The sequence below is a fragment of the Enterococcus lactis genome, from assembly GCF_015751045.1.
In the GTDB taxonomy this organism is placed as follows: domain Bacteria; phylum Bacillota; class Bacilli; order Lactobacillales; family Enterococcaceae; genus Enterococcus_B; species Enterococcus_B lactis.
In genome coordinates this window covers 1-14931 of record NZ_BNJW01000018.1, presented here as the reverse complement: position 1 = coordinate 14931, position 14931 = coordinate 1, and the positions used below count along the sequence as shown (strand labels likewise).

The 14931-nt window shown below is 40.7% G+C and carries 14 protein-coding genes and 1 riboswitch; of the genes, 1 reads left to right on the top strand and 13 read right to left on the bottom strand.

What is annotated here, in order from left to right:
* Position 1: 1 nt before the first annotated feature.
* Genes purH through purC form a run of 8 tightly spaced genes read right to left on the bottom strand, consistent with a single transcriptional unit; the run spans position 2 to position 8486 of the window.
* The gene (gene purH / locus KFO35_RS10060) at positions 2-1537 is read right to left on the bottom strand and encodes a bifunctional phosphoribosylaminoimidazolecarboxamide formyltransferase/IMP cyclohydrolase (RefSeq protein WP_002315156.1); all 1536 of its coding nucleotides are present in this window, start codon (positions 1535-1537) and stop codon (positions 2-4) included.
* Positions 1534-2112: a phosphoribosylglycinamide formyltransferase gene (gene purN, locus KFO35_RS10055; protein ID WP_002315157.1), complete on the bottom strand. Its 579-nt coding sequence runs from the start codon at positions 2110-2112 to the stop codon at positions 1534-1536. The genes purH and purN overlap by 4 nt, the downstream gene beginning before the upstream one ends.
* Positions 2109-3161 (bottom strand): phosphoribosylformylglycinamidine cyclo-ligase, encoded by a 1053-nt coding sequence (purM, locus tag KFO35_RS10050; RefSeq protein WP_002292224.1) that lies wholly within the window; start codon positions 3159-3161, stop codon positions 2109-2111. Before purM ends, purN begins: the two co-directional genes overlap by 4 nt.
* 22 nt (positions 3162-3183) lie before the next feature.
* Positions 3184-4623 (bottom strand): amidophosphoribosyltransferase, encoded by a 1440-nt coding sequence (gene purF, locus KFO35_RS10045; RefSeq protein WP_002309482.1) that lies wholly within the window; start codon positions 4621-4623, stop codon positions 3184-3186.
* A complete protein-coding gene (purL, locus tag KFO35_RS10040) occupies positions 4608-6830 on the bottom strand; it encodes a phosphoribosylformylglycinamidine synthase subunit PurL (protein ID WP_002315158.1) in 2223 nt (740 codons plus the stop codon). Before purL ends, purF begins: the two co-directional genes overlap by 16 nt.
* Positions 6831-7502 (bottom strand): phosphoribosylformylglycinamidine synthase subunit PurQ, encoded by a 672-nt coding sequence (gene purQ, locus KFO35_RS10035; protein ID WP_002292228.1) that lies wholly within the window; start codon positions 7500-7502, stop codon positions 6831-6833.
* Position 7503: 1 nt separating this feature from the next.
* Positions 7504-7758, bottom strand: a complete 255-nt coding sequence (gene purS / locus KFO35_RS10030; RefSeq protein ID WP_002309490.1) for a phosphoribosylformylglycinamidine synthase subunit PurS — start codon at positions 7756-7758, stop codon at positions 7504-7506.
* Complete coding sequence (purC, locus tag KFO35_RS10025) at positions 7758-8486, bottom strand: phosphoribosylaminoimidazolesuccinocarboxamide synthase (protein WP_002315159.1); 729 nt, start codon at positions 8484-8486, stop codon at positions 7758-7760. The genes purS and purC overlap by 1 nt, the downstream gene beginning before the upstream one ends.
* 256 nt (positions 8487-8742) lie before the next feature.
* Here purC and KFO35_RS10020 point away from each other — a divergent pair, with 256 nt between their 5' ends.
* Positions 8743-9120 (top strand): hypothetical protein, encoded by a 378-nt coding sequence (locus tag KFO35_RS10020; RefSeq protein ID WP_002315160.1) that lies wholly within the window; start codon positions 8743-8745, stop codon positions 9118-9120.
* Positions 9121-9300: 180 nt separating this feature from the next.
* On the opposite strand, the gene purB is transcribed toward KFO35_RS10020, so the two are convergent.
* The 5 genes from purB to KFO35_RS09995 form a co-directional block, all read right to left on the bottom strand.
* Positions 9301-10596, bottom strand: coding sequence for an adenylosuccinate lyase (gene purB, locus KFO35_RS10015; protein WP_002306865.1), 1296 nt, complete (start codon positions 10594-10596; stop codon positions 9301-9303).
* A gap of 12 nt (positions 10597-10608) precedes the next feature.
* On the bottom strand, positions 10609-11733 hold the full coding sequence (purK, locus tag KFO35_RS10010) for a 5-(carboxyamino)imidazole ribonucleotide synthase (RefSeq protein WP_002315161.1): 1125 nt from the start codon (positions 11731-11733) through the stop codon (positions 10609-10611).
* Positions 11726-12214, bottom strand: coding sequence for a 5-(carboxyamino)imidazole ribonucleotide mutase (gene purE, locus KFO35_RS10005; RefSeq protein ID WP_002315162.1), 489 nt, complete (start codon positions 12212-12214; stop codon positions 11726-11728). Before purE ends, purK begins: the two co-directional genes overlap by 8 nt.
* Positions 12215-12447: 233 nt before the next feature.
* A complete protein-coding gene (locus KFO35_RS10000) occupies positions 12448-13755 on the bottom strand; it encodes a nucleobase:cation symporter-2 family protein (protein ID WP_002292241.1) in 1308 nt (435 codons plus the stop codon).
* 2 nt (positions 13756-13757) lie between these two features.
* Positions 13758-14339, bottom strand: a complete 582-nt coding sequence (locus tag KFO35_RS09995) for a xanthine phosphoribosyltransferase (RefSeq protein ID WP_002292242.1) — start codon at positions 14337-14339, stop codon at positions 13758-13760.
* A gap of 114 nt (positions 14340-14453) precedes the next feature.
* A riboswitch (purine riboswitch) is annotated at positions 14454-14551 on the bottom strand.
* Between the last annotated feature and the right edge of the window lie 380 nt (positions 14552-14931).

Below are 14931 nucleotides of genomic sequence, written 5' to 3'. Positions count from 1 at the left end.
TCTAATGTCTAAAATGCCGAACATCAGTAAAGACCATTGCTAGATCGTATTTATTCGCCATATCAATAGAATCTTGGTCTTTGATACTTCCACCTGGCTGAATGATTGCTTTTATACCATGTTTGGCTGCATATTCAACTGAATCATCCATTGGGAAATAAGCATCGCTAGCTAAAACTGCACCTTCCATTTTCTCTTGCGCTTGTTCAATCGCAATTTTTACTGAACCGACTCGATTCATCTGCCCGGCTCCGATTCCTACTGTCTGACGTTCGTTTGCCAGCACGATCGCATTAGATTTCACATGTTTGACAGCTTTCCAAGCAAACGCTAATGCTTTTGCTTCTGCTGGAGTCGGCTTACGTTTTGTCACGACTTTCCATTCTTCTTCGTTTTCCATTGCCAGATCTTGATCTTGTACAAGAAGTCCACCTAAGACTGAGACCGTTTCTTCTCGATTTTGATTTTCTTCTTGCACAAAGTCTACTGTCAGTAATCGGATGTTTTTCTTTTTTTGCAGTAATTCCAAAGCTTCTTGTGTATAAGAAGGGGCAATGATGATTTCTAGAAACAGCTTATGCATCTGTTCTGCTGTTGGCAGATCTACTTCTCGATTCAAAACGATGATCCCACCAAAGATTGAAACAGGATCTGCTTCATATGCTGCTTCCCACGCTTCTAAAATCGTAGATGCTGTCCCAATACCACAAGGATTCATGTGTTTCAAGGCGACTACCGTTGGTTCGTCATATTCCTTCATGATCCGTAACGCAGCATCTGCATCTCGGATATTATTATAAGAAAGTTCTTTCCCATGGAGTTGTTTTGCTGCTGCAATCGAATATTTTTCCAAAAGAGCGGACTGATAAAAGGCAGCGGCTTGATGGCTATTTTCACCGTAACGAAGCGTTTGTTTTCGTTCATACGTAAGTGTCAATTTTTCCGGTTCTTTTTCTTCCACCCAATCCGTCAAGTATTGAGCGATCAGTGCATCATATGCAGCAGTATGACGAAAGACTTTTGCCGCTAGTTTTTGTCTGAAAGAAAGTGAAGTATGCCCATACTGACGTAATTCTGAAAGTACTTCTTCATAGTCAGATGGATCAACAACAGCGGTGACAAATTCATGGTTTTTTGCTGCACTACGGAGCATACTAGGACCACCGATATCAATGTTTTCAATAGCTTCTGCTATTTCGACATCTGGTTTCATAATCGTTTCTTTGAAAGGATATAAATTGACACAAACAAAGTCGATTGGTTGGATATTTTCCGTTTCCATTGCCTCCATATGGCTAGGGAGATCGCGTCTTCCTAAAAGACCACCATGGATTTTAGGATGCAGTGTTTTGACACGGCCATCCATCATTTCAGGAAACCCTGTCACTTCTTCGATCGAAAGCGTTTTGATCCCAGCTTGATCCAACGCATGCTTTGTTCCTCCTGTTGAAATGATTTCTACTCCTTGTTCAACCAAACCTTGGGCAAATGCTACAATCCCAGTTTTATCTGATACACTGATCAATGCTCTTGTCATTTCAGATAGCCTCCATTTTCAATAATTTCACTAATCACTTCTGGATAGATCCGATGCTCTACTCTATGGATTTTTTCTTCTAAAGAATCGAACGTGTCCTCCTGTTCGATCCTCACTTTTTCCTGCCGGATGATTGGTCCAGTATCTACACCTTGGTCGATATAATGGATTGTGACACCCGTTTCTTTTACTCCAGCTTCAAATGCATCACGAATGCCATGCAAACCAGGGAATGCAGGTAAAAGAGATGGATGGATATTGATGATTCTTTTATCATAATTTTCCAGCAATACTGGTCCAATGATTCGCATGTATCCAGCTAATACGATCAAATCGATCTTTTTTTCTTTCAATTTATACAAAATCGCTTCTTCATACTCTTTTTTGGAGTCAAATTCTTTAGGCGAAAAACAATCTGCCGGTACATCCAATGCGACTGCACGTTTCAAAACATATGCTGCAGGCTGATCACAAAACAACCAGTCAATCGAAGCTTCCATTCCTTTTTTCGATAGATAATCGGCTAGCGCTTGAAAGTTGCTTCCGTTTCCAGAAGCAAAAACAGCGATCCTCATCGTTCTTCTCCTGTAAACACCACACGATGTTTTTCTTTGGCGATCACTTTCCCGATTTCATAAACTTTTTCGCCAGCTTGCTCAATCTCGTGCACGATTTCTTTTACTTTTGCTTCCTCGACTGCTAAGACCATACCGATGCCCATATTGAATATTTCGTACATCTCCATCATAGGAATCTCACCATATTTTTGTAAACAGCCGAAGATCGGAAGGATCGGCCACGTGCCAAGTTTGATTTCAGCAGCCATAGATTCTGGCAACATTCGCGGGATATTTTCTACAAACCCTCCACCGGTGATATGTGCAGCTCCTTTGATTTTCTTTTCTTTGATCAGCGGAAGCAAGGCAGAAACATAGATTTTCGTTGGTTCAAGTAATACTTCGCCAAGTGTTTTTTTCAATTCTGGCAGGTTTGATGATAAAGAAAACTGCTGCTGCTCAAAGAAAATTTTGCGAACAAGAGAGTACCCATTTGAATGGATTCCGCTAGATGCTATTCCAAGCAACACGTCTCCTGGGTTGATTGTTTCTCCTGTCAATAATTGAGATTTTTCAGCTATCCCTACAGCAAATCCGGCTAGATCATAATCATTTCCTGAGTACATACCGGGCATTTCAGCTGTCTCGCCGCCGATCAGTGCCATATTTCCTTGAACACACCCATCTGCTACACCTTTTACTACATTTTCTAAACGTGTCGGATCATTTTTCCCCGTTGCTAAGTAATCTAAAAAATACAACGGCTCTGCCCCTTGTGCTAAGATATCATTGACACACATCGCTACGCAGTCGATTCCGATCGTGTCGTGTTTGTCTGCTTCGATTGCTACTGCTAATTTCGTCCCTACACCATCGGTCCCCGAAACAAGGACTGGCTCTTTTAATTGAAAGACCGATAAATCGAAACAGCCGCCGAATCCTCCTATAGCGCCCATCACGCCTAATCGTTCCGTTTTTCTGACATGCTTCTTGATCCGTTCTACTACTTCATATCCAGCTTCGACATCTACGCCAGCTTTTGCGTATGCATTTGCCATTGGCTTCATATGCTCCCTTCTTGATCTGCTTTTAAAAGAACGATACTTTTTCTTTTAGTGATTCCTGATATTTTTCTTCATAGTCATATAACGGCGTCGGATAATCTCCGTTGAAATAAGCCATACACAATCCTGAATACGGAGCATCTTTTTCCAGACCAATCGATTCGATCAGACCCTCTTCACTTAAAAAACCTAAAGAATCTGCACCGATACATTCTTTGATTTCATCAATCGTGTGATTGGCCGCAATGAGTTCTTTACGCGTTTGAATATCAATCCCATAAAAACACGGATATTTCAAAGGAGGAGAAGCAATCCTCACATGTACTTCTTTTGCTCCTGCTTCTTTCAAAAGATGGACGATCCGTCTGCTTGTCGTGCCCCGAACGATCGAATCATCAACCATGATCACCTTTTTCCCTTCCACTACCCCGCGTACAGCAGATAATTTCATTCGGACGCCTTGCTCTCTTAGTTCTGGCGTCGGCTGGATAAATGTTCGGGCAATGTATTGATTTTTTACTAATCCAATTTCGTAAGGGATACCGCTAGCTTCTGCATAACCGCTTGCGGCTGACAAAGAAGAATTAGGTACACCAACGACCATATCTGCTTTTACTGGCGATTCTTTCGCTAAATTCCGTCCCATGTTTTTCCGTGCAGTATGCACATTGATCCCTGCGATATTTGAATCCGGTCTGGCAAAATAGATATATTCCATCGAACAAATAGAAAGCTGCGTGTCCTTCGTAAAGCAATCAATCTGGATTCCTTCGTCATTGATGATCACTATCTCACCAGGCTGGACATCTCTTATAAAACGTGCCCCAATAACTTCTAATGCACAAGTTTCCGAGGCAATCACGTATGCTCCGTTTTTCATTTGTCCGATTGCTAATGGACGAAAACCATTCGGGTCCAAAGCGGCAATCATTGCCGTTTCTGTCATTAATAAATAGGCAAAGCCACCTTTGACTTCATTTAAAGCACTTTTCAATTTATTTAAAAAATCTGTTTCTTCACTTCGTCGGATCAAATGCATCAATATCTCCGTATCGGAGTTGGAATGGAAGATCGCCCCATTTTCCTCTAACTCTTTTCTAAGGGAGCGAGCATTGATCAAGTTACCATTATGCGCTAAGCCGATCGACTGATCATGAAATTTGAATAGAAAAGGCTGAATATTGTCCACACTTCCATTGCCTGCTGTTGCATAACGTACATGTCCGATTGCAGCTTCTCCTGTTAACTGCTGCAATTTTCTTTGATCTTTGAATACCTCAGAAAGTAGACCCAGATCTCGATGACCCATGAGTTTTCCTCGATCATTGGACACGATACCCGCACCTTCTTGTCCTCGATGCTGAAGACTATGGAGCCCGAAGTATGCCACACTAGCGGCGTCTGGATGACCCCAAACACCGAAGATCCCGCATTCTTCATTTAAACTCTTCACTTCATAAGACATACGATTGCATCCTCCCAGCACTTTCTTGCTACTGCTGTTTCTATTTTGATTTGACCGTCAGTTGCTGAAATTTCGATTATCGCTTCATCCGTCACCTTACCTGCTAAAACAGCAGCATCTCCCATCATTTCTTCGAATCGTGTCTGGTTTTCCGGTGCAACTGTCAATACAAATCTTGATTGAGTTTCTGCAAACAATTGAGCAGAGGGCAAGCCAAACTGCACAGATAAACCTAACTGATATTTGAAAGCTGATTCTGCCAGTGCAATTGCCAAGCCACCTTCTGAACAGTCATGGGCACTTTCGATCAATCCGTTTTGGATGGCTGTCAATACTAACTCCTGGTTTTTCTTTTCAACGGCTAGATCAAAGTTTCGAATCACCCCTTCGATTCTTCCAAGCTGCATCTTTTGTAATTCACTGCCATCAAAATCTGCAAACGTCTTGCCTAATATATAGATTAGATCCCCTGATTTTTTGAATTCCTGAGTAGTGATATGTTCATGATCCTCGATCAATCCGACCATACCGATCATCGGTGTTGGATAGATTGCTTGACCGTCCGTTTCATTATATAAAGAGACATTTCCTGAAATAACAGGAGTTCCTAACGTTTCACACGCAGCAGCAATGCCGTCAGCTGAAGTCGATAATTCCCAAAAAACTTCTGGTTTATCAGGAGAACCATAGTTCAGGCAGTCGGTGATCGCCAAGGGTCTGCCACCGCTAGCAATGATATTTCTAGCTGCTTCTGCCACTGCTATTTGTCCTCCGACTTTTGGATCCAAATAGAGATAACGAGCGTTGCAGTCTGTGGTCATCGCTAATGCTTTGTTCGTCCCTCTGACTCTTATCACAGCCGCATCGCTTCCTGGACAGACAACTGTATTGGTTTGTACTTGTGAATCATAAGTTTCGTAGATTGAACGTTTCGAAGCAATCGTCGGTTGTTGCAGCAGATCAAGCAATACTTGTCCAGGTTCTTCAATAACCGGCTGATAAGGAGCCAACCGCTGAAAATCTGCGATTCGAGCTGGTTCTTTCATCTCTTTATGATAGACTGGCGCATCTTCAGCCAGCGCATCGACTGGCAGATTCGCTACTTCTTTCCTTTGATGATATAGACGATATTGCCCGTCGTCTGTTACTTTACCGATAGTGACTGCATCTAGATCATACTTCTGAAATAGTTCTTGGATTTTTTCCTCCTCTCCTGATTTGACACAAATCAACATCCGTTCTTGTGATTCGGATAGCATCATTTCATAAGGCGTCATTCCAGTTTCTCTTTGTGGGACTTCGTCTAATGTCAATATAAGTCCTGAACCAGCTTTTGAAGCCATTTCCGCACTAGATGAAACAAGTCCTGCTGCTCCCATATCCTGTATACCTACTAGAGAATCCGAATGATGCAAGATTAATTCCAAACACGCTTCAAGCAGCAGCTTTTCCATAAAAGGATCGCCTACTTGTACAGCAGAACGTTGCTGTTCTTCTTCTTGGCTAAATTCTTCTGAGGCAAAAGTTGCGCCGTGGATGCCGTCGCGACCTGTTTTTGCTCCTACATACATGATCGAATTGCCGACACCAGCGGCTTGCCCTTTCTGGATATCTTTGTGTTCAATCAAACCTACACACATTGCATTGACTAATGGATTTCCTTCATAACAAGGATCAAATGCAATTTCGCCACCTACAGTCGGTATACCGATACAATTGCCGTATCCGCCGATACCTGCAACTACTTCTTCTAGTAAATATTTTGTTCTTGGATTATCTAATTCGCCGAATCTCAATGAATCTAGCAGCGCAATTGGACGAGCCCCCATGCTGAAAATATCTCTGATGATTCCGCCAACTCCTGTCGCAGCTCCTTCATAAGGCTCCACGGCTGAGGGATGGTTGTGACTTTCTGCTTTGAAGACAACTGCTAGTCCATCACCGATGTCGACGATACCTGCGCCTTCTCCAGGGCCTTGCAAGACATGAGGTCCACTAGTAGGAAATTTGCGTAGAACCGGTTTAGAATTTTTATAGGAACAATGTTCGCTCCACATAACAGAAAACAGTCCAGTTTCCGTATAATTAGGCATTCTTCCTAAGACATCTTCTTCGATCATTCGATATTCTTCATCAGTCAATCCCCATTCGGCATAGATTCTTTTTTTCTTGATCTCTTCAGCTGTCGGTTCATTCAATGTTTTCATCTATACGGTCACCTTTCCGAAGTTTTTTAAAATGGAAGCAAAGAACCGTTTCCCATCTTCTGATCCTAGCAAGTCTTCTACTGCACGTTCTGGATGAGGCATCATTCCTAACACATTCCCCGCTTTATTCGTAATCCCTGCAATGTTTTCCACGCTGCCGTTGATGTTGTCATTATAAGTAAAGACGATCTGATTATTTTCCTTCAGCTCTTCAAGTGTTTCTTCGTCACAGAAATAATTTCCTTCCCCGTGAGCAACTGGAAGAGAGATTATTTCATCTGCTTCATATTCTGAAGTAAAGGCTGTCTTAGGGTTGACTTTCAATGGTACAGTTTTACAAATAAAATGCAAAGACTCATTTCGTCTCAGTACACCTGGCAACAGTCCAGCTTCTGTCAATATCTGGAATCCATTACATGTACCGAATACGGGTTTCCCTTCTTCAGCAAAACGAATCACTTCTTCCATGATTGTAGAAAACCGAGCAATCGCACCGCATCTCAAATAGTCACCATAGGAGAATCCTCCCGGCAGTAAAACCCCATCAAATCCTTCTAAAGAGGACTCATCATGCCGTACAAATTCGGCATCAGCGCCCATGATCTCGCGAACTGCCCATAACATATCTGCGTCACAATTTGAACCTGGAAAAACGATGACCGCAAATTTCATGTTATACTTCCTCCATTTTTTTGATTTCATATCGGTATGTTTCCATATTTACATTTGCAAGCAACTTGTCACAAATCGTTTCAATCACTGTATCGATTGGTTCTTCTGTATCAGCAAGTTGTATCTCAAAGTATTTTCCGATACGGATATCTTCGATTGTTTCATATCCCATACGATGGACTGCTTTTTTTACTGCCTCTCCTTGAGGATCTAACACTGAATCTTTATAGGTTACATAAACTTTTACGAAATACATCATACTCGCTCCTTTTCTTCAGTTAGTTCCGATAGACGGTTATATACTTCTTGATAGACTGGAATCAGATCACCTAAGCCTCTGCGGTAAACGTCTTTGTCCATATGTTCATTCGTACGTTCATCCCATAATCGGCAAGTATCCGGTGTTACTTCGTCCGCAAGCAACATTTTTCCATTCGACCGACCAAACTCAAGCTTGAAATCCACTAAAACCAGACCAACCTTAGCAAATAATTCGATCAAAATTTTATTGATAGCTAATGCTTGGGTTTTCAGCTCACTGATTTCTTCCGGTTTTGCCAGTTGCAAGTAATAGATATGGTCTTCATTGACAAAAGGATCATCCAACTGATCATCCTTATAGTAGAATTCAACGATTGGCTCGATTAATTTTTTGCCTTCAGGAACACCTAGACGTTTTGAGAAACTTCCTGCTGCAATATTTCGGATAACCACTTCCAGAGGGATGATTTGTACTTTTTTTGCTAATTGTTCGGTTTTAGATAATTGTTCAATAAAATGGTTTTTTATTCCTCGATGGGTCAGATAGCGGAAAATCGTACTTGTGATTTGATTATTCAATTCTCCTTTCCCACTTATCTGATCTTTCCTCGCGCCATTCAACGCAGTCGCCTGATCTAAGTATTCTACCCAAATCAAGTTTTCATCAGAGGTAAGATATAATTTTTTGGCTTTTCCTTCGTACAGAAGTTCTTTTTTCTCCATGTCTGACTCTCCTTTTTTATTTACATTGAAAGCAAATACATCGATTTTTGTTCGTGTTTTCACTTTGAATTTTAACAATCATCTTTTTAGAAATCAATATAAATATGTACATTAAAGGCATTAGATTCTTTTAATGTTCGTGTTTTGTTATAAGTACAAAAATCCCCTCATCAACAAGCGTTTACATTTATATATAATGATGGTATATTAAAATTAACTAAAAATTTGGATAACTGGATCGAGGAGGCACTTGCCGATGGAAGATACAATAAAACAAGGTCAGCTTTTTTTATCAGAATTAACGGCTGAAGAACGTTCCTGTCTATATAATGATTTGTTGTCGATCAAAGACGTTTATTTATGCAATAAAGATACTAGTTTTTATACCTTTCGGAAAATCCGCCGAGCAGCTAAGCGTTGCGCTGAATGCCGTAAAAGGACTTTTAGCTATCGGACAGAACACAAAGGCGAACTTTTAATCAGTCAGATCCACGAGCAGAAACGTTTCAAAAATCACTATCGTATCCAAATCTTATTTAATGGACAAGAGATGGAATATACTTTTCTCGAAAATTTGCTGCAATATCTCCATAACCAGCATTTTAGTTATAATAGCCAAGCCATTTACGCTTAATTCCTCTATTTTTTTGTATGTAAAGAGGCACGGTAAAGAGGTAGTCGCTTTTAAAATCAGGTTCCTATCATTGATAAGAAAACATAATAAACTAAAAGAAGCAGAACCGCTAACGGATCTGCTTCTTTTTTGGTTATTTTTGCTATTCTATTTTAATTGAACTTTGCAACTCACTCTTCTTTATTCCAAACCTACTCGTTTGAATATCACGTCAACGTTTTTCAAATGATGATGATAATCAAAGGCATCATCTATTTCTTCTTTAGATAATACCGATGTGATGGTCGGATCTTCTTCTAACAGTGGGCGGAACTGAACTTGGTTGTCCCAAGCATACGCAGTTTTTGGCTGAACAAGATCATAAGCTTCTTCTCTTGTCATTCCCTTATCGATCAATTTCAGCATAACGCGCTGGCTATAAATCAAACCAAATGTTGCAGACATATTCCGCTTCATGTTTTCAGGAAAGACCGTTAGATTTTTAACGATATTGCCAAAACGATTTAACATGTAATTCAATAAAATCGTGGTATCAGGCAAGATGATTCGTTCGGCTGAAGAATGAGAGATATCTCTTTCATGCCATAATGTGACATTTTCATAGGCAGTGACCATGTGTCCGCGCACCACTCTGGCTAGACCAGCCATATTTTCTGAACCGATCGGATTCCTTTTGTGCGGCATAGCAGAAGAACCTTTTTGACCTTTCGCAAAAAACTCTTCTACTTCACGTGTTTCAGACTTTTGCAATCCGCGTATCTCTGTTGCAAAGCGTTCAATACTTGTAGCAATAAGCGCCATCGCTGAGAAATATTCAGCATGGAGATCCCGAGGGAGAACTTGAGTAGAGATTTCTTGCGGACGGATCCCCAATTGTTTACATACATACTCTTCAATAAATGGCGGGATATTTGCGAACGTCCCCACTGCTCCTGAGATTTTTCCTGCTTCTACTCCTTTTGCCGCATGTTCGAATCGTTCGATGTTCCGTTTCATTTCTGAATACCATGTGGCAAGTTTCAATCCAAAAGTAGTTGGTTCAGCATGGACACCGTGTGTTCGACCCATCATCACTGTATATTTGTGTTCTTTTGCTTTTTCGCCAATGATTTCCGTAAAACGTTTCAAGTCTTCCCGTAAAATATCATTTGCTTGCTTGATGAGATAGCCATAAGCAGTATCTACGACATCCGTACTTGTTAGACCATAATGGACCCATTTTCTTTCTTCTCCCAATGTTTCAGAAACTGCTCGTGTAAAAGCAACGACATCATGGCGTGTTGATTTTTCGATTTCCAAGATCCGATCGATATCAAATGATGCATGCTCGCGGATTTTTTTCACATCTTCTTGCGGGATTTCACCAAGTTCTGCCCAAGCTTCATCTGCTAAAATCTCGACTTCGAGCCACGCACGGTATTTGTTCTCTTCCGTCCAGATATTCCCCATTTCAGGGCGTGTATAACGTTCTAACATGTTTTTTCTCCTCTAATCCCAAATATTCGTTTGTTTGATTTCTTCCAGCGTTTGCTGGATGTCTTCTGTCAAGATAGTGATATGTCCCATCTTGCGACCTTTTTTCGCTTGTTTTTTTCCATAGAAATGGAATTGCCAGTCTGGCTTATTCTCAATCAAGCGATAGCTTTCCAACAGTTGTTCTCCCAAAACATTGACCATCACTGCATTGCTTGTCAGACGCACTTTTTCTCCTAATGGCCAGCCGCAAATCCCTCGAATATGGGCATCGAACTGACTCATAGAACAAGCTTCGATAGAATAATGCCCAGAATTGTGAGGACGAGGGGCTAATTCATTCACATATAACCCGCCTGTTTTTGTTAAAAACATTTCTACCCCTAGAGCACCTGAAAGGCTTACTGCTTCTGCAATCACACGGGCAATACGCTCAGCCTCCTCGATCACATCCTGAGCAATCGCGGCTGGAGCAATCGTTTCGTGCAGAATGTTGTTTCGATGGATGTTTTCCACGACCGGAAAAGTTGTGAAATCTCCTTGTCCATTTCCTGCCACCATGATCGAAATCTCTTTTTCAAATGGGATCCAAGCTTCTAAAACACAGGTTCCTTCTCTTAAAAGATCCATTGCAGGGGCCAAGTCTGCCCGACTTTTCAAAACATACTGCCCTTTGCCATCATAACCGCCTCGAGTGGTTTTCAAAACGCAAGGATAACCGATCCCGTCAATCGCATCTTGGATATCTGTCGGACTGACGATCGTTGCATAAGGAGCAATCACGATGTTGTTCGTTTCCAAAAAAGATTTTTCCAATAGGCGGTCTTGCGTAATCGCAAGCAAGTCTGTCCCTTGAGGAATAAATGACATGGGTAAGATCGCATTTAGCGCCTCTACACTGACATTTTCAAATTCATAGGTAATGACATCTGTTCTTCTAGCAAGCTCTTTCAGCGCAAAGGTGTCATCATAGACACTTTCAATGTGCCAATCTGCAACTTGTGCGGCTGGACAATCACTTACAGGATCCAGCACACCTACTTTAAAGCCCATTTCTTTTGCACTAATCGCCATCATACGACCTAATTGACCGCCGCCGACGATCCCGATCGTTGAACCAGGCAACAAAGGTTTAACCAAGTTGATCACTACTTTCTATAACAGTTTTAGCCAACATTGAACGTCTTTCAGCCAATTTAGCCTCCAATTCTAAATCATACATGGAAAGCATCTGTATCGCAAGTAGTCCAGCATTAATTGCTCCAGCTTTTCCGATTGCCGTAGTAGCCACAGGCACGCCTCCAGGCATTTGAACAATCGACAGAAGCGAATCTAAACCATTTAATGTTCGTGATTGGACCGGTACGCCGATAACCGGCAAAGTTGTTTTTGCCGCAACCATCCCCGGTAGATGGGCGGCTCCACCTGCTCCTGCAATAATGATTTTGATTCCTTTTTCTCGAGCGCTTTGTGCATATTCAAACATCAAATCTGGTGTGCGATGAGCAGAAACGACTTTTTTTTCATAAGACACACCGAATTCTTCCAATATTTGACATGCTTCTTTCATTGTTTCCCAATCTGAAGTACTCCCCATAATCACAGAGATTTTTGCTGTCATTGTTTTTCCTCCCAGTTTTTCTACACCCATATTTTAACAATCGTATTTTTTGATGTCAAAGAAATTTCGAATATTGATAAAGAAAACCATTTTATTGTTCGTGTTTGTCGAAGGCATAAAAAAAGAATGTGACAAAAGTGATGTCACATCCTTTTTTAATATAAATGGTATTCAATCAGCTGATCCTCGCTATTCACTCAAAACGCTGGTTTCACAACTTTTCTTTTACTTCATTATTTTTTGAAGGCTTCTTCTACTATTTCTTCATCTTTTTTTAAACCATTAAAGATCAGATTCAATATGATCGCCGTAATACTACTCATTACGATGCCATTGCCAGTGAACATTTGCAATGTTTGAGGCATTTGACTGAATAATGTCGGCGTAATATTGAAACCTAGCCCAAATCCAACAGAAACAGCAACAATCAATAGATTTTTATCATTGCTGAAATCAACTTCCAACAGCATACGGATTCCTTGGACTGCCACCATCCCGAACATGACTAACATTCCTCCACCAAGTACCGGCTCAGGAATGATTTGTGCTAACGCACCGATTTTAGGGAATAATCCTAAAACAATCAAGAAGAACGCAGAGAAGTAGATAGGTTTTCTCGTTTTGATACCCGAAAGTTGAACCAATCCGACATTTTGAGAAAAGCCTGTGTAAGGGAATGTATTGAAAATACCGCCTAAGATAACGGCAAGTCCTTCTGCACGATATCCTTTTTTCAATTCTTCTTCTCCAACATTCTTTCCAGTAATGTCACCAAGCGCAAAATATACACCCGTTGATTCTACCATGCTGACCATAGAAATGATGATCATCAGTAAAATCGACCATACATCAAAAGTTGGCTTACCAAAATAAAAGGGTTGTGGGACATGGAACAACGGTGCATCTCCAATCGCACTCAGATCGATCATTCCCATGAAAGCAGCTAAGATGCTTCCACCGACTAAACCAATCAATACCGCGATGGAACGAATGAACCCTTTTGCCAACATTTGCACACCTACAATGAGGAGAATCGTCACAAATGCAAGTAGTAGATTTGTTTTGTCACCAAAATCAGCCGCTGTTGCATTACCGCCACCCATTTTTTCAATTGCTACTGGAATCAATGTCAAACCAATAACGGTGATAACCGTTCCTGTTACTAAAGGCGGGAATAATTTCTTGATTTTAGAAAAGATACCTGAAACTAACACAACAAAGATACCTGAAGCGATAATAGATCCGTAAATAGCTCCTACTCCTTCATTAGTTCCGATCAAGATCAGCGGCGCTACTGCTTGGATCGCACATCCTAAAACAACAGGCAAGCCAATTCCGAAAAATCGGTTAACGGTCAATTGCAATAATGTTGCTAATCCACACATAAAGATATCAATTGAAATCAAGTAAGTCATCTGTTCTTGATTAAAGCCTAGTCCTGTACCGATCAAAAGAGGCACCGCTACTGCTCCTGCATACATCGCTAATAGATGCTGCAGCCCTAAAACCGCGGCTTTTCCATTTTGTGTTTCTTTTTCCACGTTTATGCGTCCTCCTCAAGAAACTCAACTTGTCCATTCGTCAAGGAAGCGATACGTGCAAGAGAAACGACTCTCAATCCCATTTCTTCAAGCAACTGACGTCCATCTTGGAAAGACTTTTCAATGACGATCCCGATTCCTTCTACTTGAGCTCCAGCTTGCTGGCATAATTCAATCAATCCTTTTGCCGCTTGTCCGTTTGCCAAGAAATCGTCAATAATCAATACTTTATCTTCTGAAGATAAGAATTTACGAGAAATAGAAATCGTACTTGTCACTTGTTTCGTAAAAGAATAAACAGAAGCCGTCAATAATTCTTCATCCATCGTCAAGCTTTTTGCTTTTCTGGCGAAGATCATTGGAACACCTAATTCTTTTGCAGCAAATAAAGCTGGTGCGATCCCAGAAGCTTCAATGGTCACAACTTTCGTGATCCCTTGTTCTTTAAATACTTCTGCAAACCGTTGTCCCATTTGTTCCATCAATACAGGGTCTACTTGGTGAGTGACGAAACTGTCGACTTTTAGTACGCCCTCGCCTAATATACGTCCGTCTTTTTGAATACGTTCAACTAATTCTTTCACTTTATTTGCTCCTTTATCATTTATTAATACCAAAAAACCGCTTTTGTGCAAAAACCTACTATGTTTCTGTTAAAGAAAAACACCCTCCACTTTATCATAAGAAAAGAAGGGTGAAATAGCCAATCTTTTACTTATAGTCCAGCATTTACGGTACTGGCTAGAAACTGTCATCCATATTATGACGATATATAAGTAGGTATGTAAAACTAATAATAGTGTAAAATCATTTTCTTGCAACTGTTTTGCACGTGAAGGCAGTTTGACATATTTGAATAAAGAATGTTGTTTCAAATATTGAAAATAGTCTAACACTACTTTCTGAAACTGACAACGTGGTTTACTTATTTTTTTGTAAAATCTAATGATTTTTAATGCATTACTCCTTTTTGTTCGGGTTTAAATAGTTATTTTTATTTTCACTTATCCAAAAATTCTATTCCACACAAACATACTAAGATTAGAGGGGAACATCATTGACGAATGATGTTCTCCTCTATTTTCTATTTTTAGATTATAGTGAAGAGTGAAAGAAAGTTCGAACAAAGCCTTGAGGACTACGAGTCCCTATCAAAAACCGAACTTCTTTACTGTC

Excerpts from the sequence above, each read along its gene's own strand:
- purH (WP_002315156.1), bottom strand. The coding sequence starts at position 1,537 with ATGACAAGAGCATTGATCAGTGTATCAGATAAAACTGGGATTGTAGCA.
- purN (WP_002315157.1), bottom strand. The coding sequence starts at position 2,112 with ATGAGGATCGCTGTTTTTGCTTCTGGAAACGGAAGCAACTTTCAAGCG.
- purM (WP_002292224.1), bottom strand. The coding sequence starts at position 3,161 with ATGAAGCCAATGGCAAATGCATACGCAAAAGCTGGCGTAGATGTCGAA.
- purF (WP_002309482.1), bottom strand. The coding sequence starts at position 4,623 with ATGTCTTATGAAGTGAAGAGTTTAAATGAAGAATGCGGGATCTTCGGT.
- purL (WP_002315158.1), bottom strand. The coding sequence starts at position 6,830 with ATGAAAACATTGAATGAACCGACAGCTGAAGAGATCAAGAAAAAAAGA.
- purQ (WP_002292228.1), bottom strand. The coding sequence starts at position 7,502 with ATGAAATTTGCGGTCATCGTTTTTCCAGGTTCAAATTGTGACGCAGAT.
- purS (WP_002309490.1), bottom strand. The coding sequence starts at position 7,758 with ATGTATTTCGTAAAAGTTTATGTAACCTATAAAGATTCAGTGTTAGAT.
- purC (WP_002315159.1), bottom strand. The coding sequence starts at position 8,486 with ATGGAGAAAAAAGAACTTCTGTACGAAGGAAAAGCCAAAAAATTATAT.
- KFO35_RS10020 (WP_002315160.1), top strand. The coding sequence starts at position 8,743 with ATGGAAGATACAATAAAACAAGGTCAGCTTTTTTTATCAGAATTAACG.
- purB (WP_002306865.1), bottom strand. The coding sequence starts at position 10,596 with ATGTTAGAACGTTATACACGCCCTGAAATGGGGAATATCTGGACGGAA.
- purE (WP_002315162.1), bottom strand. The coding sequence starts at position 12,214 with ATGACAGCAAAAATCTCTGTGATTATGGGGAGTACTTCAGATTGGGAA.